At 73.2% G+C, this 22,199-nt stretch carries 23 protein-coding genes; all 23 read left to right on the top strand.

Annotation, left to right across the window (positions count from 1 at the left end):
• The first annotated feature begins 1 nt into the window (after window position 1).
• The 23 genes from thrC to NFS20_RS03085 all read left to right on the top strand — a co-directional run bounded on the left by thrC (window position 2) and on the right by NFS20_RS03085 (window position 22,177).
• Window positions 2–1,105, top strand: coding sequence for a threonine synthase (gene thrC / locus NFS20_RS03195; protein ID WP_251150591.1), 1,104 nt, complete (start codon window positions 2–4; stop codon window positions 1,103–1,105).
• Window positions 1,105–2,040: a homoserine kinase gene (gene thrB, locus NFS20_RS03190; protein WP_251150278.1), complete on the top strand. Its 936-nt coding sequence runs from the start codon at window positions 1,105–1,107 to the stop codon at window positions 2,038–2,040. The genes thrC and thrB overlap by 1 nt, the downstream gene beginning before the upstream one ends.
• 269 nt (window positions 2,041–2,309) lie before the next feature.
• Entirely contained in the window at window positions 2,310–4,406 is a 2,097-nt protein-coding gene (gene rho / locus NFS20_RS03185) for a transcription termination factor Rho (protein WP_251150277.1), read from the top strand.
• A 181-nt stretch (window positions 4,407–4,587) separates the two neighbouring features.
• Window positions 4,588–4,806, top strand: a complete 219-nt coding sequence (gene rpmE / locus NFS20_RS03180; protein WP_251150276.1) for a 50S ribosomal protein L31 — start codon at window positions 4,588–4,590, stop codon at window positions 4,804–4,806.
• Between the two features lie 191 nt (window positions 4,807–4,997).
• A complete protein-coding gene (prfA, locus tag NFS20_RS03175) occupies window positions 4,998–6,089 on the top strand; it encodes a peptide chain release factor 1 (protein WP_251150275.1) in 1,092 nt (363 codons plus the stop codon).
• A gap of 148 nt (window positions 6,090–6,237) precedes the next feature.
• Window positions 6,238–7,173: a peptide chain release factor N(5)-glutamine methyltransferase gene (gene prmC / locus NFS20_RS03170; protein ID WP_251150274.1), complete on the top strand. Its 936-nt coding sequence runs from the start codon at window positions 6,238–6,240 to the stop codon at window positions 7,171–7,173.
• A complete protein-coding gene (locus NFS20_RS03165; protein WP_251150273.1) occupies window positions 7,170–7,898 on the top strand; it encodes an L-threonylcarbamoyladenylate synthase in 729 nt (242 codons plus the stop codon). The genes prmC and NFS20_RS03165 overlap by 4 nt, the downstream gene beginning before the upstream one ends.
• Window positions 7,895–9,118 (top strand): glycosyltransferase family 4 protein, encoded by a 1,224-nt coding sequence (locus NFS20_RS03160; protein ID WP_251150272.1) that lies wholly within the window; start codon window positions 7,895–7,897, stop codon window positions 9,116–9,118. Before NFS20_RS03165 ends, NFS20_RS03160 begins: the two co-directional genes overlap by 4 nt.
• Window position 9,119: 1 nt before the next feature.
• Entirely contained in the window at window positions 9,120–9,659 is a 540-nt protein-coding gene (locus tag NFS20_RS03155; RefSeq protein WP_251150271.1) for a Cg1360 family ATP-synthase-associated protein, read from the top strand.
• A gap of 217 nt (window positions 9,660–9,876) precedes the next feature.
• Complete coding sequence (gene atpB, locus NFS20_RS03150) at window positions 9,877–10,671, top strand: F0F1 ATP synthase subunit A (protein ID WP_251150270.1); 795 nt, start codon at window positions 9,877–9,879, stop codon at window positions 10,669–10,671.
• Window positions 10,672–10,779: 108 nt separating this feature from the next.
• Window positions 10,780–11,013: an ATP synthase F0 subunit C gene (locus NFS20_RS03145; protein WP_141389322.1), complete on the top strand. Its 234-nt coding sequence runs from the start codon at window positions 10,780–10,782 to the stop codon at window positions 11,011–11,013.
• Entirely contained in the window at window positions 11,013–11,618 is a 606-nt protein-coding gene (locus NFS20_RS03140) for a F0F1 ATP synthase subunit B (protein WP_251150590.1), read from the top strand. The genes NFS20_RS03145 and NFS20_RS03140 overlap by 1 nt, the downstream gene beginning before the upstream one ends.
• Complete coding sequence (locus NFS20_RS03135) at window positions 11,618–12,433, top strand: F0F1 ATP synthase subunit delta (protein WP_251150269.1); 816 nt, start codon at window positions 11,618–11,620, stop codon at window positions 12,431–12,433. The genes NFS20_RS03140 and NFS20_RS03135 overlap by 1 nt, the downstream gene beginning before the upstream one ends.
• Window positions 12,434–12,549: 116 nt before the next feature.
• Window positions 12,550–14,181, top strand: coding sequence for a F0F1 ATP synthase subunit alpha (gene atpA, locus NFS20_RS03130; RefSeq protein ID WP_251150268.1), 1,632 nt, complete (start codon window positions 12,550–12,552; stop codon window positions 14,179–14,181).
• A gap of 2 nt (window positions 14,182–14,183) precedes the next feature.
• Window positions 14,184–15,080, top strand: a complete 897-nt coding sequence (locus tag NFS20_RS03125; RefSeq protein WP_251150267.1) for a F0F1 ATP synthase subunit gamma — start codon at window positions 14,184–14,186, stop codon at window positions 15,078–15,080.
• Window positions 15,081–15,177: 97 nt separating this feature from the next.
• Window positions 15,178–16,659, top strand: coding sequence for a F0F1 ATP synthase subunit beta (gene atpD, locus NFS20_RS03120; protein ID WP_251150266.1), 1,482 nt, complete (start codon window positions 15,178–15,180; stop codon window positions 16,657–16,659).
• A gap of 170 nt (window positions 16,660–16,829) precedes the next feature.
• Window positions 16,830–17,099: a F0F1 ATP synthase subunit epsilon gene (locus tag NFS20_RS03115; RefSeq protein ID WP_251150265.1), complete on the top strand. Its 270-nt coding sequence runs from the start codon at window positions 16,830–16,832 to the stop codon at window positions 17,097–17,099.
• A 19-nt stretch (window positions 17,100–17,118) separates the two neighbouring features.
• The gene (locus NFS20_RS03110) at window positions 17,119–17,538 is read left to right on the top strand and encodes a DUF2550 domain-containing protein (protein ID WP_251150264.1); all 420 of its coding nucleotides are present in this window, start codon (window positions 17,119–17,121) and stop codon (window positions 17,536–17,538) included.
• Between the two features lie 43 nt (window positions 17,539–17,581).
• Window positions 17,582–18,277: an endonuclease NucS gene (nucS, locus tag NFS20_RS03105; protein WP_251150263.1), complete on the top strand. Its 696-nt coding sequence runs from the start codon at window positions 17,582–17,584 to the stop codon at window positions 18,275–18,277.
• A gap of 378 nt (window positions 18,278–18,655) precedes the next feature.
• Window positions 18,656–19,342 (top strand): TetR/AcrR family transcriptional regulator, encoded by a 687-nt coding sequence (locus NFS20_RS03100; protein ID WP_285821095.1) that lies wholly within the window; start codon window positions 18,656–18,658, stop codon window positions 19,340–19,342.
• A complete protein-coding gene (locus NFS20_RS03095; RefSeq protein WP_251150262.1) occupies window positions 19,339–20,340 on the top strand; it encodes a YndJ family protein in 1,002 nt (333 codons plus the stop codon). Before NFS20_RS03100 ends, NFS20_RS03095 begins: the two co-directional genes overlap by 4 nt.
• Entirely contained in the window at window positions 20,337–20,858 is a 522-nt protein-coding gene (locus tag NFS20_RS03090; RefSeq protein WP_251150261.1) for a DUF1990 domain-containing protein, read from the top strand. The genes NFS20_RS03095 and NFS20_RS03090 overlap by 4 nt, the downstream gene beginning before the upstream one ends.
• Before the next feature lie 47 nt (window positions 20,859–20,905).
• A complete protein-coding gene (locus NFS20_RS03085) occupies window positions 20,906–22,177 on the top strand; it encodes an N-acetylglucosamine-6-phosphate deacetylase (RefSeq protein ID WP_251150260.1) in 1,272 nt (423 codons plus the stop codon).
• Window positions 22,178–22,199 lie beyond the last annotated feature (22 nt).

The following is a 22,199-nucleotide window of genomic DNA, read 5'->3' as shown; positions in this document are numbered from 1 at the left end:
GATGGCCCATCAGTGGCGCGGCATCATCGCCGAGTACGCCGACCGCCTGCCCGCGCACGTGTCGGAGCGCGTCGTGACGCTGGGGGAGGGCGGCACGCCGCTCGTCGAGGCGCCCGCGCTGTCCGACCGCACCGGCGCGCAGGTCTTCGTCAAGGTCGAGGGCATGAACCCGACAGGGTCCTTCAAGGACCGCGGCATGACGACGGCGATCTCCGCCGCGGCGGCGCGCGGCGCGAAGGCGGTCGTGTGCGCGTCGACCGGCAACACGTCGGCGTCGGCCGCGGCGTACGCGACGCGCGCGGGCATGCTGTGCGCCGTGCTCGTCCCCGACGGCAAGATCGCGATGGGCAAGCTCAGCCAGGCGATCGCGCACGGCGCGCGCCTCCTGCAGGTCGACGGCAACTTCGACGACTGCCTGGTCGCTGCGCGCAAGCTGGCCGACACGCACCCGATCGAGCTCGTGAACTCGGTCAACCCCGATCGCATCGAGGGCCAGAAGACCGGCGCGTTCGAGATCGTCGACGCGCTCGGCGACGCCCCGGACATCCACGCGCTGCCCGTCGGCAACGCGGGCAACATCACGGCCTACTGGCGCGGGTTCCGCGAGTACGCGGGTCAGGGGGCACCGGGGCACCCGGGCGAGGGGCTGCCCGCCGTCGCGACGCGCGTCCCGCAGATGTGGGGCTTCCAGGCCGCGGGCGCCGCGCCGATCGTCGCGGGCCACCCGATCACCGAGCCCGAGACGATCGCGACCGCGATCCGCATCGGCAACCCCGCGTCGTGGGAGCTCGCCGAGGCGGCGCGCGACGAGTCGGGCGGCGTCATCGAGGCCGTCACCGACGAGCAGATCCTCGCGGCGCACCGCGTCCTGTCGAGCGAGGTCGGCGTGTTCGTCGAGCCCGCGTCGGCGGCCGGCGTCGCCGGGATCCTCGCGCGCGCCGAGCGCGGGCTCGTCCCTGCCGGCGCGCGGATCGTCGTCACGGTCACGGGCCACGGGCTCAAGGACCCGCAGTGGGCGCTGCGCACGGCGGACGGCGGCGAGGTCGTGCCGACGCGCGTCGGTGCCGACGTCGTGTCCATCGCCGACGCGCTCGGTCTCGGCTGATGCAGCTCGGCGCCGACCACGTGCGGGTCCGCGTCCCCGCGACGAGCGCGAACCTCGGGCCCGGCTTCGACGCGCTCGGCCTCGCGCTCGCGCTCCACGACCTGATCGAGGTGCGGGCGCTCGCGTCCGACGCGGTCGTGGTCGACGTCGTGGGCGAGGGGGCGGGCGAGGTCCCCGGTGACGAGAGCCACCTCGTCGTGCGCGCGCTGCGCACCGCGCTCGACGTCGCGGGGGCCCCCCAGACCGGCCTGCATCTGTCGTGCGTCAACCGGATCCCGCACGGGAGAGGCCTCGGCTCGTCCGCCGCGGCCGCGGTCGCGGGCATCGTCGCGGCGCGTGCGCTCGTCGCGGACCCGACGGCGCTCGACGACGCCACGGTCCTGGACCTCGCGAGCGAGCTCGAGGGGCACCCCGACAACGCCGCGCCCGCCCTCCTGGGTGGGGCGACCGTGGCATGGCTCACCGGCACGACGGGCGGGGCGCGCGCCGCCCGCCTGGACGTGCACCCCGACGTGCGCGCGACGGTGCTGGTCCCCTCGGCGCGGCTCGCGACGAGCCGCGCCCGCGGCGTCCTGCCGCAGACGGTGCCGCACGCCGACGCCGCGTTCAACGCCGGGCGCGCGGCCCTCCTCGTCGAGGCGCTCACCCGCAGGCCCGACCTCCTGCTCGAGGCGACCGAGGACCGGCTGCACCAGGGCTACCGGTCCGACGTCATGCCGTCGACGTTCGAGCTCGTGCAGGCGCTGCGTGCCGAAGGGCTCGCCGCGACGGTCTCCGGCGCGGGGCCCACGGTCCTCGTGCTCGACGACGCGGCCGGACCGGACAGGGTGGGCCAGGTCGTCGCCGAGCTCGTCGGCGGGGCGGCCGACTGGGAGGTCCGCGCGATCGAGATCGACCAGCGCGGCGTGGTCGCCGAGCGGCTCCGGACGGCGTAGTCCCGGTGCTAGGATGGGGTCAGCCTTCGGTCACGTTCTCCCGTACCGTCGGGCGCCCCGTCAGGCGTCCCGTCGCGCACATCTCGACCGCCGTCCCGTGCGGCCGAGGTGAGGACCGCCCGAGAGAAGGCCATCCAGCCCACGTCAGCTGACGTCGTCGTACCACTGACGCGTGGTAACACCTGCGCTCCGGCCGTCACGCGCCGGGCGTCGACCACCCGCGGCCCACCCTCTGAGAGGTGGGCGCAAACGAGGGGGAAGGGTCCTTCGTGACAGACACCATCGACACCGCCACGAGCAGCGCGACCGGTACGGCCGCTGCAGGCGGTCAGGCCCGGACCGGCGCGCTGAGCGCGCTGCGTCTCCCGGAGCTCCAGGCGCTCGCCTCGCAGCTCGGGGTCAAGGGCACGTCCAAGATGCGCAAGAGCGACCTCGTGGACGTCATCCGTGCTCGCACCGGCGAGCAGAGCGCCCCCGCACGTGCCGCGGGCGCGGCGCCCCAGAACGACACGCCTCCGGCCGCAGCGTCCCAGGACGGCGCCGAGGCACGTCCCGCGCGGGCGCGCAGCCGCCGCGCGGACCGGCCCGCGAGCGCCGCGGCCGAGACCACCGAGACGCGCTCCGACGCGCCCGCGGCGGCGAGCCGCGAGGACCGCAGCGCCGCCCCCGTGCTCGACCTGCCCGTCCGCGCCGACGACGCGCGGAGCAACGGCTCGCGGCGCGACCGCTCCCGCGACGTGCGTCCCGAGGCCGCCGCTGCGGTCGCCGAGGCGCTCGGCGAGCAGGGCGTGCGTCCGCGCGAGGACGGCGAGACGCCCGACGAGCGCGCCGCCCGTGCTGCGGCGGCGGTCGGCCTCGTGACGGGCGAGCGCGGGTCGCGCCGCTCGGGCCGGGGCGCCGGCGCGCCGTCGGGCGACGGCACGGCCGAGGTGGCCGCCCAGCGCGGCGAGCGGCAGCCCGACCGCCAGCAGGAGCGTCAGGCCGAGCGGCAGCAGGCTCCGCGCCAGGGCGACCAGGCTGCCCAGCGCGGCGAGCGTGCAGCGGACCGTCAGGCCCTGCTCGACGACGAGCGCGGCGGGCGCCGTCGCCGTGGTCGCGACCGTGGCCGGGAGCGGGACCGCAAGCGTGGTCGCGGTCGCCAGGGCCCGGACGTCGCGGGCCTCGACGACATCGAGGTGGCCGACGACGACGTGCTGCTGCCCGTGGCCGGGATCCTCGACATCCTCGACAACTACGCGTTCGTCCGGACGAGCGGCTACCTGCCCGGCGCGAACGACGTCTACGTCTCGCTCGGCCAGGTCAAGAAGTCGGGCCTGCGTCGTGGCGACGCGATCGTCGGTGCCGTGCGCCAGCCGCGCGACGGCGAGAACGCGGCCAACACGGCGCGCCAGAAGTTCAACGCGCTCGTGCGCCTCGACTCCGTGAACGGCATGTCGCCCGACGAGGCGCGCGAGCGCCCCGACTTCACGAAGCTCACGCCGCTGTACCCGCAGGAGCGGCTGCGCCTGGAGAACCCGGAGGCCACGCGCCTCACCCCGCGCGTGATCGACATCGTCGCCCCGATCGGGAAGGGTCAGCGCGGCCTCATCGTCGCGCCGCCCAAGGCCGGCAAGACGATCATCATGCAGCAGATCGCCAACGCGATCACCGCGAACAACCCCGAGGTCCACCTCATGGTGGTGCTCGTGGACGAGCGGCCCGAAGAGGTCACGGACATGGAGCGGACGGTCAAGGGCGAGGTCATCGCCTCGACGTTCGACCGCCCGGCGTCCGACCACACGATCGTCGCCGAGCTGGCCATCGAGCGCGCGAAGCGTCTCGTGGAGCTGGGCCAGGACGTCGTCGTGCTGCTGGACTCGCTCACGCGGCTGTCCCGCGCGTACAACCTCGCGGCGCCGGCGTCGGGCCGCATCCTCTCCGGTGGTGTGGACGCCTCGGCGCTCTACCCGCCGAAGCGGTTCTTCGGTGCCGCGCGCAACATCGAGAACGGTGGCTCGCTCACCATCCTCGCGTCCGCGCTCGTGGAGACCGGGTCCAAGATGGACGAGGTCATCTTCGAGGAGTTCAAGGGCACGGGGAACATGGAGCTCCGCCTGTCGCGCAACCTCGCCGACAAGCGCATCTTCCCGGCGGTGGACGTCAACGCGTCCGGCACGCGCCGCGAGGAGGTGCTGCTCTCGCAGGACGAGCTGCGCATCGTCTACAAGCTGCGCCGCGTCATGGGTGCGCTCGACCAGCAGCAGGCGATCGAGCTGCTGCTCGGCCAGCTGAAGAAGACCGCGACGAACGTCGAGTTCCTGCTGCACGTGCAGAAGACGACGCCCAGCGGTCTCGCGGACGACGAGAACGTCGGTCGCACGATCTGACACCCGCCTCCGGGCCGCGCCCGCGGCCGAGGCTCTTCACGGGGCCGTGCCGGGAAGATTTCGGCACGGTCCCGCGTTCTGGCACAATGGTTCGTCGGCCTGCGTCACGCGGGCCCGCCTGCGGTTCACAGGCACGGGGTGACCCGGCCTGACCCGGAGGCATCTCACCCAAGGAGCAATCGTGAAGTCTGGTATCCACCCCGAGTACGTCGTCACCGAGGTGACGTGCACCTGTGGCAACACCTTCGTGACGCGCAGCACGGAGACGTCCGGCAAGATCAGCTCGGACGTGTGCAGCGCCTGCCACCCGTTCTACACGGGCAAGCAGAAGATCCTGGACACCGGTGGCCGCGTGGCCCGGTTCCAGGCGCGCTACGGCAAGAAGGACGCCGACAAGTAGCACCCCCGCAGCGCCGGTGGTCCGAGTCCGACAACCTCTCCAGGGGCAGTCGACGAGCTCGGACCGCCGGCGCTGTCGCGTTGTCCGGGGCCTTCCCGCGACACCGCTCGCACGCCGCACGTGCCAGCAGGAGTCTGCACGTCTGCACGTCTGCACGGCCCTGCACGTCCCCGCTGCCCCGAGGAGCCCTCGTGACCGACCAGTTCGCCGCGACGCGGCCGCTCCTCGCCGAGCACGCGGAGATCGAGGCACAGCTCGCCGACCCGGCCGTGCACGCCGACGCGGCGCGGGCCCGCTCCCTCGGCCGGCGCTACGCCGAGCTCAACCAGGTCGTCGGCGCCTACCGGGCGTGGCGTGACGCGTCCGACGACGCCGAGGCCGCGGCCGAGCTCGCCGACGAGGACGAGGGCTTCGCCGCGGAGCTCCCCGCGCTGCGCGCGGTGGCCGACGAGGCGGCCGAACGGCTGCGTCGCGTGCTCGTCCCGCGCGACCCCGACGACGGCCGCGACGTCATCCTCGAGATCAAGGCGGGCGAGGGCGGCGAGGAGTCGGCACTGTTCGCGGGCGACCTCCTGCGCATGTACCTGCGGTACGCCGAGCGGCGCGGCTGGAAGACCGAGGTCATCGAGGCGACGGAGTCCGACCTCGGCGGCTACAAGGACGTCCAGGTCGCCGTGAAGGCACGGTCCGCCCCGACCGCGCCCGAGCTCGGCGTCTGGGCGAACCTCAAGTACGAGGGCGGCGTGCACCGCGTGCAGCGCGTCCCCGTGACGGAGTCGCAGGGCCGCATCCACACGTCGGCCGCGGGCGTGCTGGTGTTCCCCGAGGTCGAGGACGCCGGCGAGGTCGAGATCGACCCGAACGACCTGCGCATCGACGTCTACCGCTCGTCCGGGCCGGGCGGGCAGTCCGTCAACACGACGGACTCGGCCGTGCGCATCACGCACGTGCCGACCGGCATCGTCGTGTCGATGCAGAACGAGAAGTCGCAGCTGCAGAACCGCGAGCAGGCGATGCGCGTCCTGCGCGCGCGCCTGCTCGCCGCCCAGCAGGAGGCGGCGGCGGCGGAGGCGGCCGACCTGCGCCGGTCGCAGGTGCGCACCGTCGACCGCTCCGAGCGCATCCGGACGTACAACTACCCCGAGAACCGCATCGCGGACCACCGCACGGGGTACAAGGCGTACAACCTCGACCACGTGCTCGACGGCGACCTCGACCCGGTCGTCCGGTCGGCGATCGACGCGGACGAGGCCGCGCGGCTCGCGGCTGCCGGCGATGCCTGAGGCGGTCGTGGGTGGACGCGCGCCCGACGGCGGCTCGGACGGACGGGGGTCCGACGGCGGCGGCTCGCCTCGCTCACGCTCGCTGCGCTCGCTCCGCTACGGCTTGACGGCTTCGCCTCCGCCGTCGGACCCCCGTCCTTCGCCGTGGGTGCGGTGGGCCGCGGCCACGCTCGCCGAGAGCGGTGTGACGAGCTCGCGAGCGGACGCAGAGATCCTGCTCGGACACGCTCTCGCGGTGTCCACGGGCGAGGTGCGGCGGCTCGTCGTGCTCGACCGTCCGTTGCCCGACGACGCGGTGCGGGTCTTCGCGGACCTCGTCGCCCGGCGCGCGGACCGCGTCCCGCTGCAGCACCTCACGGGGAGCGCGCCGTTCCGGCACCTCGAGCTCGCCGTCGGGCCGGGGGTCTTCGTGCCGCGGCCCGAGACGGAGCAGGTGGCGCAGGTCGCGGTCGACGAGGCCGCCGTGGTCGTCGCGCGGGAGGGACGCGCCGTCGTGGTCGACCTGTGCACGGGTTCCGGCGCGATCGCGCTCGCCGTGGCGAGCGAGGTGCCGGGCGCCGAGGTGCACGCGGTCGAGCTCGACGCGGACGCGCACGCGTGGGCGGCGCGCAACGTCGCGGCCGTGCGCGAGGTGACGGGCGCCGTCGTGCAGCTCGTGCGCGGCGACGCCCGCCGCGCCCTCGCGGGCACCCCGGCCGCCGGCGGGCTCGACGGCGCGTGCGACGTCGTCGTGTCCAACCCGCCGTACGTGCCACCCGACGCCGTCCCGCGCGACCCCGAGGTCGCGGAGCACGACCCGGCGGTCGCCCTCTACGGCCTCGGCGCGGACGGGCTCGAGGTGCCGCGCGGGGTGACCGCCGCCGCGGTCCGCCTCCTGCGCCCGGGCGGGGTGTACGTCATGGAGCACGCCGAGGTCCAGGCCGCGGCGGCTCGCGCCATGGTCGAGGCGACCGGGGCGTTCGTCGACGTCCGCACCCTGACGGACCTCACCGGTCGCGACCGGATGGTGGTCGCGCGCCGCGCGGACACCCTCGCGGCGCGCGGCGCCGAGCGGGCCGACGAGCGTGGAAGACTGGACCCGTGAGCTCCGTCCACCCCGTGACCGACCCCAACAGCTGGGGCCCCGGGATCGACGAGGCGGTCAACGCGGTCTCCCGCGGCGGCCTCGTGGTCCTGCCCACCGACACCGTCTACGGCATCGGCGCCGACGCGTTCGACGCCGACGCCGTCGCCGCGCTCCTCGGCGCGAAGGGCCGCGGCCGGCAGATGCCGCCTCCTGTGCTCGTCCCCGACGCGCGGACGCTCGACGGCCTCGCGACCGAGGTGCCCGACGACGCGCGCCGCCTCGTGGAGGAGCTCTGGCCGGGCGGCTTCACGATCATCCTCAAGGCTCAGCCGTCGCTCGCGTGGGACCTCGGGGAGACGCACGGGACGGTCGCGCTGCGCATGCCGGACCACGAGGCGGCGCTCGCCCTCCTGCGGCGCACGGGGCCGCTCGCGGTGTCGTCCGCGAACAGGACCGGCAGTCCCGCCGCGCTCGACGTCGACGACGCGCGCGCCCAGCTCGGGGAGTCCGTCGCGGTCTACCTCGACGGCGGCGTCGCGCCCGGGGGAGTGGCGTCGACGATCGTCGACGCGACGTCGGGCACGCTGCGCGTCGTGCGGGCCGGTGCCGTCCCCCTCGAGCGCCTGCGCGAGATCGCGCCCGTCGACGGGCCCGAGGACGCGAGCGCTGCGACCCCGGACCCTGCACGCGACGAGGCCGGCGACGAGACCACGGAGAGCGCGCCGGAGGCGAACGGCGGGTGAGGGTCTACCTGCTCGTCATGCTCGTCGCCGCCGCGGTGACGTTCCTGACGACGCCCTTCGCCCGGTGGGTGGCGATGCGGACGGGCGCGATCACCGCGGTGCGCGCGCGCGACGTGCACACGATCCCGACGCCGCGGCTCGGGGGCGTCGCGATGCTGCTCGGGCTCGTCGTCGCCGTCGTGCTCGCCTCGCAGATGCCGTTCCTCGAAGGTGTCTTCGTGCGGGACGTCGGTGGTGTGCCCTACGTGGACAGCCGGGTGTGGGGCATCCTCGGTGCCGCGGCGATCGTGTGCCTGCTGGGCGTCGCCGACGACATCTGGGACCTCGACTGGATGACCAAGCTCGCCGGGCAGGTGCTCGCCGCGGGCCTCATGGCGGCGCAGGGCGTCGTGCTCTACACGCTCCCGACCGGGGACCTCCTGACGCTGCCGTCGTCGCGCATGCAGCTCGCCGTGACGATCCTCGTCGTGGTCGTCGCGATGAACGCGGTGAACTTCGTCGACGGTCTGGACGGTCTCGCCGCAGGCCTCGTGGCGATCGGCGGGACCGCCTTCTTCCTCTACTCCTACGTGCTGACGCTGCGCACGAACCCCGACGACTACTCGAGCCTCGCGACGCTGGTCATGGCGGCCCTGGTGGGCGTGTGCGTCGGCTTCCTGCCGCACAACTTCAACCCGGCGCGCATCTTCATGGGGGACTCGGGGTCGATGGTGCTCGGCCTCGTCCTGTCCGGCGCGGCCATCGTCGTCACCGGGAACATCGATCCCGGCGTGACGTCCGGGGCCGCGACCCTGCCCGCGTACATCCCGCTCCTCCTGCCGCTCGCCGTCATCCTGCTGCCCCTGCTCGACATGGGCATGGCCGTCGTGCGCCGGGTGCTCGCGGGCAAGTCGCCCTTCCACCCCGACCGCATGCACCTGCACCACCGCATGCTCGCGATCGGGCACTCGCACCGGCGCGCGGTCCTCATCCTCTACGTCTGGACCGCGGTGTTCGCGTTCGGCGCCGTCGCCCTCGTCTACTGGGACGTGCGCACGGTGGCGATCGGGCTCGGGGTGGCGGCCGTCGTCGCGCTGCTCCTCACGCTCGGCCCGCTGCGCACCCGCGGCCGGTTCCTCGACGACCAGGAGCCGACGACCGCCGCGCAGCCCACGGTGCCGACCGGTCCGACCGCTCCGACCGTCGCGACCAGCCCGACCCTCCCCTCGAAGGAAGCCTGAGATGTCCACGAACCTGCCCGAGCCCGCGCGCCCCGACGACGAGACCGCCCGTTCCGCGCAGGGGCCCGACGAGCCGAGCCGGGGCGCCGACGAGCGGACGGTCGGCGCCGACGAGCAGACGATCGGGCCCCACGGTCAGGCCGTGCGCGCGGTCTTCCGCACCGCGCTGCGCGACGTCCTGGTGCTCCTCGGGGCGCTCACGGTGCTGGGCGTCGCGGTCGGTGCGCTGGTCGCGGGCGTGCCGGGCGTCTGGGGCGCGCTGCTCGGCGTCGCGGTGGCCCTCGTCTTCTCGGCCACCACCGTCTGGGCGATGCTCCGCACCGTCGACTCGAGCCCCACGACGACGGCGGCCGTCGTCATGGGGAGCTGGCTCGTCAAGATGGTCGTCCTGATCGCCGTCCTCGTCGTGCTGCGGGGCCTGGACTTCTACGACCGGTGGGTGTTCGCGGGCGTCCTGCTCGTCGGCGTGATCGGTTCCGCGGTGATGGACTACCGGGCCGTGAACCGCGGCAGGATCCCGTACGTCGAGCCGCGCGCCTGACCCTCGCGAGGCGCCCCGCGCCCCGCTGCGACGGTTGCCCGGGGCGCATGAGCAAAAAGTCACAAGCACCCCAGGATCGGCGTGAGCACGCCGATCCATACGTTAGGCTAGCGGCGAATCCATGACGGCCAGGTCCGACGGCGTGCCCACGATCGCGTGGTGAGTGCCCGGACCACACGACCATTGGGAGTCCACCCTGTCCACGCTTGCGACCCCCGTGCTCCTCGCTGCTTCAGAGAGCGAAGGTGGCTTCCACGCGCCGTCCATCGCCGACTTCTTCCCCCCGGCGATCCTCTTCGAGGACACGATCTTCCAGATCGACCGCATCTGGATCATCCGCGTCGTCGCGACCGTCGTCCTGCTGACGATCTTCGTCATCGGGGCGCGTCGCGCGCGGCTCGTCCCCGGACGGTTCCAGAACGCCCTCGAGATGCTCATCGACTTCGTGCGCGTCCAGATCGTCGAGGAGATCATGGGGAAGGAGAACGCGCGCCGGTTCGTCCCGATGATCGCGACGATCTTCTTCGCCGTCCTCGCGTTCAACATCACGAGCGTGATCCCCGGGCTCAACCTGGCGGGCTCGTCCCGCATCGGTCTCCCGATCATGCTCGCGCTGTGGGTGTTCGTCACCTACTGGGCGGTCGGCATCAAGAAGCACGGCCTCGGCGGCTACCTGAAGAACAACCTCTTCCCCCCGGGCATCCCGTGGCCGATCTACCTCATCGTCACGCCGATCGAGCTGCTGCAGATCCTCGTGATCCGGCCCGCCTCGCTGGCCATCCGACTCGCGGCCAACATGATCGCCGGGCACATCATGCTCGTCCTGTGCTTCGCAGCGACGCAGTACTTCGTGTTCGAGGCCGTGCCCGCGATGAAGGCCTTCGGCGCACTGACGCTCGTCGGCGGCTTCGCGATCACGCTCTTCGAGATCCTCGTGGCGTTCCTGCAGGCCTACATCTTCGCGCTCCTCGCGGCCGTGTACATCAACATGTCGCTCGAGGAGGAGCACTGACCCCCCGGGTCGTGCGCCGACTCCGCTCCACCAGACACACCATCAAGCGCAGTACCAACGCGACGCCCGGTCACCCGGTCGGGCGCCCAACGGAAGGAACGAGCAATCGTGGACGTCACCACTCTCGCTGAGGTCACCGGCAACATCGGCACCGTCGGTTACGGCCTCGCCGCGATCGGCCCGGGCATCGGTCTCGGCATCCTCATCGGCAAGACCATCGAGGGCATCGCCCGCCAGCCCGAGGTCGCCGGGCAGCTCCGCGCCACCATGTTCATCGGTGTCGCGTTCGTCGAGGTGCTCGCGCTGCTCGGTCTCGTCGCCGGCTTCCTCTTCACGGCGTGATGTCGGCGCTGGCGACCGCCGCGCTGAACGTCGCGGCGGAGACGGGCGAGGAGCCGCAGGGCATTGACCTGTTCCTCCCCGCCCCGTACGACATCCTCTGGTCGTCCGTCGTCCTCCTGGTCATCGCGGTCGTCTTCTACAAGGCGATCCTCCCGAAGTTCCAGTCGGTGCTCGACGAGCGCACCGCGAAGATCGAGGGTGGCCTCGCCAAGGCGGAGTCCGCCCAGGCGGAGGCCGCGGCGGCGCTGGCGGAGTACCACCAGCAGCTCCAGGAGGCGCGTGCCGAGGCTGCGAAGATCCGCGAGGAGGCGCGTGCCGAGGGTGGCGCCATCGTGGCCGACCTGCGGACCAAGGCGTCCGACGACGCGGCGCGCATCGTCGAGACGGCGCACCGCCAGATCGAGGCGGAGCGTCAGCAGGCGGCGATCTCGCTGCGCAACGACGTCGGCCTGCTCGCGACCGAGCTCGCGTCGAAGATCGTCGGCGAGTCCCTCGCCGACTCGGCGCGCCAGAGCCGTGTGGTCGACCGCTTCCTCGACGAGCTCGAGGCCGCGGGTCCCGCGACGGCGAGCGCCGTCGGCGGTCGGGCCGCAGAGGAGAGCTGATGCGCGGTACGAGCGGAGAGTCCCTGAACCGGGCCCGGGAGCGGTTCGAACCGGTCCTGCGGTCGGCGGGGGAGGACGGCCTCACCCTGGGTGAGCAGCTGTTCGCCGTCACCGCGGCGCTCGACGCGTCGGCGCCGCTGCGGCGCGGGCTCGCCGACCCCTCGCGGTCGGGCGACGACAAGGCCGCGCTCGTGGCGGCGGTCCTCGGCTCGGGCTTCGACGGCCGCGTCGTCGACCTCGTGGCGGGCGTCGTCCGCTCGCGCTGGTCGCACGAGCGCGACCTGGGCGACGCGATCGAGCGCCTCGGCCTCGACGCGGTGCTCGCCTCGGCCGAGTCGCGGGGCGCCCTCGAGAAGGTCGAGGACGAGCTCTTCCGCGTGTCGCGCTCGCTCGTCGGGCAGCGCGAGGCCCGACAGGTCCTCTCCGACGCCGGGACCGACCCGGAGCGGCGCGCGGCCTTCGTGGCCACGCTGCTCGACGGGAAGGTCGACCGCGTGACGGCGGTGCTCGCCCAGCACGCGACGCGTGCGCTGCGCGGCCGGCGGTTCGTGCCCACGCTCGGCTGGTTCGGCGACATCGCGGCCGAGCGGCGCCAGCGCCTCGTGGCCTCGGTCACGTCGGCCGTCGTCCTCGACACCGCGCAGCTCACCCGCCTCGGTGCGCTGCTCGAGCGGGCGTACGGCCGCGCCGTGCAGCTCAACGTCACGGTCGACCCGGCCGTGCTCGGCGGGCTGCGCGTGCAGGTGGGTGCCGACGTCGTGGACTCCACCGTCCTGTCCCGTCTCGCCGACGCTCGTCGGCGACTCGTGAGCTGACGCCCGCGAGCCGACGATCTCCCGACCGACGACCGACCGCCGGCCACCGGCCGCACAACCCACACACGTTCGACCGCACCCGAACCACGAGGCGCGGTTACGACAGGAGAAGAGCAATGGCTGAGCTGACGATCCGGCCGGAGGAGATCCGGGCCGCTCTGGACAGCTTCGTGAAGTCCTACGAGCCCGAGGGCGCCGTGTCCGAGGAGGTGGGCCGGGTCTCCCTGGCCGCCGACGGCATCGCCAACGTCGAGGGTCTGCCCGGCGCGATGGCCAACGAGCTGCTGCGCTTCGAGGACGGGACCCTCGGTCTCGCCCTGAACCTCGACGTCCGCGAGATCGGTGTCGTCGTCCTCGGCGAGTTCACCGGCATCGAGGAGGGCCAGGAGGTCCGTCGCACGGGCGAGGTCCTGTCGGTCCCGGTCGGCGAGGGCTACCTGGGTCGCGTCGTCGACCCGCTGGGCAACCCCATCGACGGTCTCGGCGAGATCGAGACCGAGGACCGTCGCGCGCTGGAGCTCCAGGCCCCCGGCGTCATGGCCCGCAAGTCGGTCCACGAGCCGCTGCAGACCGGCCTCAAGGCGATCGACTCGATGATCCCGATCGGCCGCGGCCAGCGCCAGCTGATCATCGGCGACCGCCAGACCGGCAAGACGGCGATCGCGACCGACACGATCATCAACCAGAAGGCCAACTGGGAGACCGGCGACCCCGAGAAGCAGGTCCGCTGCATCTACGTCGCGATCGGCCAGAAGGGCTCGACGATCGCCGCGGTGCGCGGCGCCCTCGAGGAGGCCGGCGCGCTCGAGTACACGACCATCGTCGCGGCTCCCGCGTCCGACCCGGCCGGCTTCAAGTACCTCGCGCCGTACACCGGCTCGGCCATCGGCCAGCACTGGATGTACCAGGGCAAGCACGTCCTCATCGTGTTCGACGACCTGTCGAAGCAGGCCGAGGCGTACCGTGCCGTGTCGCTCCTCCTGCGCCGCCCGCCGGGCCGCGAGGCGTACCCCGGTGACGTCTTCTACCTGCACTCCCGTCTCCTCGAGCGTTGCGCGAAGCTGTCGGACGAGCTGGGCGCGGGCTCGATGACGGGTCTGCCGGTCATCGAGACGAAGGCGAACGACGTCTCGGCGTACATCCCGACGAACGTCATCTCCATCACGGACGGGCAGATCTTCCTCCAGTCCGACCTGTTCAACGCCGACCAGCGCCCGGCCGTCGACGTAGGCATCTCGGTGTCCCGCGTCGGTGGTGCCGCGCAGGTCAAGGCGATGAAGCAGGTCTCGGGCACGCTGAAGCTCGAGCTCGCGCAGTACCGCTCGCTCGAGGCCTTCGCGATGTTCGCGTCCGACCTCGACGCGGCCTCGCGCGGTCAGCTCGCCCGTGGCGCGGTCCTCATGGAGCTGCTCAAGCAGGGCCAGTACACGCCGTACCCGGTCGAGGAGCAGGTCGCGTCCATCTGGGCGGGCACCAAGGGCAAGCTGGACGACGTCCCCGTCGAGGACGTGCGCCGTTTCGAGTCCGAGATGCTCGACCACCTGCGCCGCAACACGGACGTGCTCTCGGTGATCGCCGACACCGGCAAGCTGGCCGAGGACACCGAGGCGCAGCTCGCCTCGGCGGTCGACGCCGTGCGGGCCGGCTTCCTCAAGGCCGACGGCTCGCCGCTGGTCGGCGGGGACGCGGCGGAGGACGAGGGCGTGGACGTCGAGCAGGAGCAGATCGTCCGCCAGAAGAGGGGCTGAGCATGGCCGGATCCCAGCGCGTCTACAAGCAGCGGATCAAGTCGACGCAGTCCCTGAAGAAGATGTTCCGGGCGCAGGAGCTCATCGCGGCCTCGCGCATCGGCAAGGCCCGGGCGCGGACCGCTGCGTCGGTCCCGTACGCGCGTGCCATCACGCGCGCCGTGTCCGCGGTCGCGACGCACTCCTCGACCTCGCACCCGCTCACGAGCGAGCGCACCGACACGAACCGTGTCGCGGTGCTCGTCGTGGCCTCGGACCGCGGCATGGCCGGCTCCTACTCGGCGTCGATCCTGCGCGAGTCCGAGCGTCTCGTGGAGCGCCTCACGGCCGAGGGCAAGGACGTCGCGCTCTACGCGTCCGGACGTCGGGCGATCTCGTACTACACGTTCCGCGGGCGCGAGCTCGCCGGGACGTGGTCGTACGGGTCCGACGCCCCGGACGCCGACGTCGCGGCCGAGATCGCGGACTCGCTCCTCGAGGCGTTCCTCGCGCCGGCCGCCGAGGGCGGCGTGAGCGAGCTGCACATCGTGTACACGCAGTTCGTGAACATGGTGACGCAGCGCCCCCGCGTGGTGCGCATGCTGCCGCTCGAGGTCGTCGAGGGCGTCGCGCCCGCCGGCAAGCACGACGTGCTGCCGCTGTACGACTTCGAGCCGTCGCCCGAGGCCGTGCTCGACGCGCTGCTCCCGCGCTACGTGCGCAGCCGCATCTTCAGCTGCCTCCTCGAGGCGGCGGCGTCCGAGCTGGCGGCACGCCAGCGGGCGATGCACACGGCGACGGACAACGCGGAGGACCTCATCCGCACCTACACGCGTCTGGCCAACCAGGCGCGGCAGGCGGACATCACCCAGGAGATCAGCGAGATCGTCTCGGGTGCCGACGCGCTGGCAGCGTCATGACAGCGCGCACCGTCGCCCGAGCCGGCGACACCACTCCTCAGACCATCTCCATCGAGACCGCCGGACCCCGCTCCGGCACTGCGAAGCGAGGCCAGAAATGACCGCCACCACCGTGGAAGCACAGGTCGAGCACTCCGGCGGGCCCGGCGTCGGCCGTGTCGCCCGCGTGATCGGCCCCGTCGTGGACATCGAGTTCCCCGCGGACGCCATCCCCGACATCTACAACGCGCTCCAGGTCGACATCGACCTGTCCTCGCAGGGCGAGGACGAGAAGAGCTTCACGCTCACGCTCGAGGTCGCCCAGCACCTCGGCGACTCGCTCGTGCGCGCCATCGCGCTCAAGCCCACGGACGGACTCGTCCGCGGTGCCCAGGTGACCGACACCGGCGCGCCGATCAGCGTGCCCGTCGGCGACGTCACCAAGGGCCGCGTGTTCAACGTGACCGGTGACATCCTCAACGCCGAGCCGGGCGAGACGATCGAGGTCACCGAGCGCTGGCCGATCCACCGCCGCCCCCCGGCGTTCGACCAGCTCGAGTCGAAGACCACGATGTTCGAGACGGGCATCAAGTCGATCGACCTCCTCACGCCGTACGTGCAGGGTGGGAAGATCGGCCTCTTCGGCGGTGCGGGCGTCGGCAAGACGGTCCTCATCCAGGAGATGATCCAGCGCGTCGCCCAGAACCACGGCGGTGTCTCGGTGTTCGCGGGCGTCGGCGAGCGCACGCGTGAGGGCAACGACCTCATCGTCGAGATGGAGGAGGCGGGCGTCTTCGACAAGACGGCCCTCGTCTTCGGCCAGATGGACGAGCCGCCGGGCACGCGTCTGCGTGTCGCGCTGTCGGCCCTCACGATGGCGGAGTACTTCCGCGACGTGAAGAAGCAGGACGTGCTCCTGTTCATCGACAACATCTTCCGCTTCACGCAGGCGGGCTCCGAGGTCTCGACGCTGCTCGGCCGCATGCCGTCCGCGGTGGGCTACCAGCCGAACCTCGCGGACGAGATGGGCCTGCTCCAGGAGCGCATCACCTCGACGCGTGGTCACTCGATCACGTCGCTCCAGGCGATCTACGTCCCGGCGGACGACTACACCGACCCCGCCCCGGCGACGACGTTCGCGCACCTCGACGCGACGACGGAGCTCTCCCGCGAGATCGCGTCGCGCGGTCTGTACCCCGCGATCGACCCGCTGGCCTCGACGTCGCGCATCCTCGACCCGCGCTACGTGGGCCAGGAGCACTACGACGTCGCGACGCGCGTGAAGTCGATCCTGCAGCGCAACAAGGAGCTGCAGGACATCATCGCGATCCTCGGCGTGGACGAGCTCTCGGAGGAGGACAAGACGGTCGTCGCGCGTGCGCGCCGCATCCAGCAGTTCCTCTCCCAGAACACGTACATGGCGGAGAAGTTCACCGGTGTCGTCGGTTCGACGGTGCCGCTGAGCGAGACCATCGAGGCGTTCAAGAAGATCGCGGACGGCGAGTTCGACCACATCGCCGAGCAGGCGTTCTTCAACATCGGTGGTCTCGAGGACCTCGAGCGCAACTGGGCCCGTATCCAGAAGGAGTACGGCGCCTGACCTGACGTGCGTCGCGGGGTCGGGCCGGCTCGGTCCGACCTCGCGGCACCGTCATCACGCGGTCCGTCCACGGACCGTGGGGAACGTCGACGGACGTCGTCCCGGCCACGGAGCGCCGGGACGGTGTCCGGACCCGATCCGGACCGAGCGCCGGGCATGGAGGAGTTGCAGTGGCAGAGCTGAACGTCGACCTCGTGTCGGCAGACCGCAAGATCTGGTCGGGCACCGCGCAGCAGGTGAGCGCTCCCGCGGCGGACGGCGAGATCGGCATCCTCGCGGACCACTCGCCGCTGCTCTCGGTCCTGCGCGAGGGCCAGGTCCGCATCAAGGGCGGACAGGGAGCCCCCGCCGAGATCCACGTGACGGGCGGGTTCATCTCGGTGGACTCGAACCAGGTGACGATCGTGGCGGACTCGGTCGAGTCCGTACCGAGCCGCTGATCACCGGGACCGCACGACCATGACGCTCCCCGCCTGGATCGCCCTCGGACTGCTGCTCGCGGTCCTGGTGGTGGCCGGGCTGGGAGCGTTCCGTCTGCGCGCGCTCTCGCACCGCGTCGGCTCCTTCGAGTGCGGCGCCCGTCCGGCGGGCGGCGACGGGTCGTGGACCCTCGGGATCGCGCACTACGGCGTCGGGCGCATCGACTGGTGGCGCAGCTGGTCCCTCTCCCTGCGTCCCGCCCGGACCTGGTCGCGCCACGACCTGCTCATCACCGGGCGGGAGCCGCTGACGACCGCGGAGTCCCGACCGGACACGTACCTCGTGCGCTGCCGCTACCAGGACCAGGACTTCGAGCTGACGATGTCCCGCGGTGCGTACGAAGGCCTCGCCTCGTGGCTCGAGGCCGCTCCACCGGGCAGGCGTGACGTCGTCGTCTGACCGATACCCTCCTCGCCCCCCGACCCGGAGGACCCGCCGCCCCATGCGCCTCGTCGTCGCCCGCTGCTCCGCCCGCTACACGGGCCGGCTGTCGGCCCACCTGCCCCTCGCGACCCGCGTGCTCCTCGTCAAGGCCGACGGGAGCGTGCTCCTGCACTCCGACGGCGGGTCGTACAAGCCGCTGAACTGGATGAGCCCGCCGTGCTCGCTCGCGGCGCTCGAGCCCACTCCCGAGGCGCGCGAGCGCGGGGTGAGCGAGGTCTGGGCCGTCCAGCACACCAAGAGCGACGACCGGCTCGAGATCGAGCTCCACGAGGTGCTGCACGACAGCCGGCACGAGCTCGGCGTCGACCCGGGGCTCGTCAAGGACGGCGTCGAGGCCCACCTGCAGGAGATGCTCGCCGCGCAGATCGAGCTCCTCGGGGGCGGGCACACCCTGGTCCGTCGTGAGTACCCGACGGCGATCGGCCCGGTCGACATCCTCGCGAAGGACTCCACGGGGGCGACGGTCGCGGTGGAGATCAAGCGCCGTGGTGACATCGACGGCGTCGAGCAGCTGACCCGCTATCTCGAGCTCCTCAACCGCGACCCGCTGCTCGCGCCGGTGCGGGGTGTGTTCGCGGCGCAGGAGATCAAGCCCCAGGCTCGCGTGCTCGCGACGGACCGGGGCATCGGGTGCCTCGTGCTCGACTACGACGCGATGCGTGGCGTCGACGACGTGGACTCGCGCCTCTTCTGAGCCGTCGTCCGGCCCGCGGCGGGGTGGTCGCGGGTGGTCGTGGTGGTGGTCGCGGCGGTGGTGGGGGGGGGGCGGTCCCGGCGGGTTCTCCCCCCCGACCCTTCTTCCCCGGGCCCCCCCCGCAAGCCCCGCCACGACCCGCCGGGACCCGTCCCGTCCGCCCTCGTCGCTCCTCACCTTCGCCGCTCCTCGCCCTCGCCACCGATCCCCCTCTGGCGTCGCGCCTCGGCTCTCACCTTCGCCCTCGACCGTCCTCGTGGGGCACCCGACAGGTCCTCCTCGCCTCGGCATCGCGTGGGTTCTTCCTTCGTGGTGGGGCTGTGCGCTCTTCGTCTGCTAAGTTTTGAACATGTTCAGAAATGTGGTCCGGGTGGCGCGGTGAGCGGTGCGACGGCCAAGTCCGAGCGCACGCGGGCGCACGTGCGGGAGGTCGCCATCCGCATGCTGCGCGACGTCGGGTACGAGCGCACGACGATGCGCGCGATCGCCGTCGAGGCAGGCGTGAGCACTGGGAACGCGTACTACCACTTCCCGTCGAAGGACGCGCTGGTCCAGGAGCTCTACCTCGACGTGCAGCGCGAGCACGCGACGCTCGCGGCGCCGGTCCTCGCGGCCGGGGGCACGCTCGCCGAGCGGGTGCGCGGCGTCTGGGGCGCGTCGGTCGACGCGTTCGCTCCGTTCCACGCCTTCGGCGCCGAGTTCGTGTCCGTGGCGATCCGGCCCGGCTCCGACGCCAGCCCGTTCTCGGGCGCGTCGACCGGGGCCCGCGAACAGTCGCGCGAGCTGTTCGAGGAGGTCGTGGCCGGAGCAGAGCCGGCGGTCCCGGCGCGGCTGCGGGCCGACCTGCCCGAGCTGCTGTGGCTCGCCCAGCTCGGCGTCACGCTCTTCTGGGTCCACGACACCTCGCCGGGCTTCGCCCGCACGCGCCGGCTCGTCGCCGGAGGGTCGGGGCTCGTCGGGAACGTGGTCCGGCTCGCCCGGCTCCCGGTTGCGCGAGGCGTCGTCGACGACGCGCTGCGCCTCGTGCGGTCGGTCCACCCCGACGTCGTGGGTGACCGGGCATGAGCGCCGGCGGCATGGCGGTGGTGACGGCGCTCGTCGTGCTCGGGCTGGTCGTGGTCCTCCCGCTGGGGCTGCGGCTGCTAGGTGCGCCGCCGGTGCCGGCGCCGCGCAGCATCGCGTGGCCGCTGGCCGGCCTCGCGGGCGCGGTGAGCCTCGTGCTGCCACGCGGGCCGGTTGCCGCGGTGCTCGCTGCGGCGTTCGCCGCCGCCACGGTCGTGCTGCTCGGCGCCGCCGCCCGCGTCGCGCTCGGGGCGGTGCGGCGGACGATCACCTCGCGCCGCGCTCAGCTGCCGAGCGGCCCGCCGGTGCCCGCGTCGACAGCGTCGTCGGACGAGCACGGCCACCGGCTCGCGTGGTGGTCTGCCCTCGGCGCCGACCTCGCGACGGTCGTCGCGCTCGCGACACCGGCCGTGGGCGCGAGCGCGCTCGTCGCGGAAAGGGCGGGCTGGGGGCTGCTCGGCTTCTCGGGCACCTATCTCGCGCTGACCGTGCCGCACATGCTGTACGCGGGCTTCGGCGCGGCGCTCGTCGCGGGGACGGTCGCGCACCTCGCGCCCGACGACGCGGGTGCGGTCGTCGGCGCCTGGGGCGTCCCCGTCGGCACGCTCCTCGTGCTCGTCGGCTACTTCGTCGGCGACGTCGCCGAGCTGCTGGGCGCGCTCGTGCTCACGGCCGCGCTCTGGGCCACCGCCCTCGCCGCGGTGCGGTCGCTCGCCGCGGTGCGGTCGCTCGCCCCGGGCGGGCGTGACCCCGTTGCTCGTGCGCTCGTCGGTGGAGGCGCCGTCGTCGTCGCGCTCTCGATGCTGCTCGCCGTGTGGTGGGCAGCGGGCGAGGCGCTCGACCTCCCGCACCCGAGCCTCGACGTCATGGCCGCGACCCACGGGGTCGCGAACGCGCTCGGGTTCGTGCTGTGCAGCCTGCTCGGGCTGCGACTTCTCGTCCGCGACCGCGCGACGGACCGTCCCGCCCGGCAGAGGGCCGACACCTGGAGGACACGATGACGTTCACCTACCCCGAGGTCGGGGCCACGCGCACGGGGGACCGCCCCGCGGGCTACCGGTACCTCACCGTGCGTCGACGGCTGTCACGGCGTGCGCACCCGCCGCAGGACCTCGTGTGGCTGGGCGAGCAGCTCCTCGCGTGGCAGGTCCACGCCGCGGCGCGGGTCCGGGTCGAGGCCGACGCCCCCGTCGCGGCCCCTGGTGGTCGGGTGACCACGCTGCTCGGCGTCGGTCCGATCGTGCTGCGGGAGTGCTGCGAGGTCGTCTGGGTCGAGCGCGGCGAGGACCGCGTCGCGTTCGGCTACGGGACGCTCCCCGGGCACGCGTTCGTGGGGGAGGAGCTCTTCGCCGTCGAGCGCGACGACGCGGGCGACCTGTGGTGGCGCGTCGAGGTCTTCAGCAGACCCGTGCTGTGGTGGCTGCGCCCGATCTCGTGGGCCGTGCCCACGTTCCAGCGCGTGTTCGCGGGCCATCTCGGCCGGGGTGCGGCGCGGCTCCTGCGGTCTCGCGGCGCCTGACCGGGGAGTTTGTGCGCCGGGTGTACGAAGTGCGCCACAATGGCCGCATGGCTCACGAGCACCCAGCGCCGCGTCCCGGCGAGCACCCGGCCCCGATCGTCCTCAGCGGTCGTGTCGTCACCCCGGACGGGGTGCTCGACGACGGGGTCGTGGTCGTGGACGGCGAGCGCCTCGCCTGGGTGGGACCGCGCGCCGACGCAGAGGCGGCGGGGTACCCCGCGACAGCTCCGGCGGACGAGGTCACGATCCTGCCCGGGCTCGTCGACCTGCACGACCACGGCGGCGGCGGGGCGAGCTTCCCCGACGCCACGAGCGCCGACGAGGCGCGCGTCGCCGCCCGGGAGCACCTGCGCCACGGCACCACGAGCCTGGTCGCGTCGCTCGTCACCGCGCCGCGCGACGTCCTGCTGGAGCGCGCCGCGACGCTCGCGGACCTCGCGGACGCGGGTGAGCTCGCGGGGATCCACCTCGAGGGACCGTTCCTGTCCGTGGTGCGCTGCGGCGCGCAGAACCCGCACGACATGCTCGACGGCGACCCCGCCCTCGTCCGCGCGATCGCGGCCGCCGCGCGCGGTCACCTGCGCACGATGACCGTCGCTCCGGAGGTATCGGGCGTCGTCGGGCCGGGCGGGGTGATCGAGACGCTCGTCGAGGTGGGCGCGGTCCCGTCCATCGGGCACACGGACGCGAGCACCGAGCAGACCGACGCGGCGATCGCCGCGGCCCGCGCGGCCTTCGCCGCGGCCGGGCGCCCGACCGCGCGCCTCACCGCGACCCATCTCTTCAACGGCATGCGTCCGCTCCACCACCGCGAGCCCGGCCCGATCGCCGCGTGCCTCGCGGCCGCGGCCCGCGGGGAGATGGTCGTCGAGCTCGTCGCCGACGGCACGCACCTCGCGCCCGGCACGACCCGCAGCGTCATGGACCTCGTCGGCGCAGGCGTCGACGGCGGGGCAGCTGCGGGTCCGGACGCCGTCGCGCTCGTCACCGACGCCATGGCTGCCGCCGGGATGGCCGACGGCGCGTACGAGCTCGGGCCGGTGCACGTCACCGTCGCGGGCGGCGTCGCACGGCTCACCGACGGCGGGGCGATCGCGGGCGGGACCTTCCACCTGCTCGACGTCGTGCGCGAGACGGTGGCGTCGGGCGTGCCGCTCGTCGACGCCGTCCGCGCAGCGTCCTGGACGCCCGCGCAGGTGCTCGGCCGCGACGACGTGGGTGGCCTCGTCGCCGGCCGGCGGGCCGACGTCGTCGTGACCGACGCCGACCTGCGCGTCCGGCTCGTCCTGCGGGGCGGCGCGGACGTCACGGACCGCTGACCGGCGCGCCGGGAGGGAGATC

It is taken from the genome of Cellulosimicrobium sp. Marseille-Q4280 (assembly GCF_943181405.1).
Taxonomy (GTDB): domain Bacteria; phylum Actinomycetota; class Actinomycetes; order Actinomycetales; family Cellulomonadaceae; genus Cellulosimicrobium.
This window is presented reverse-complemented; position numbering and strand designations above follow the sequence as displayed.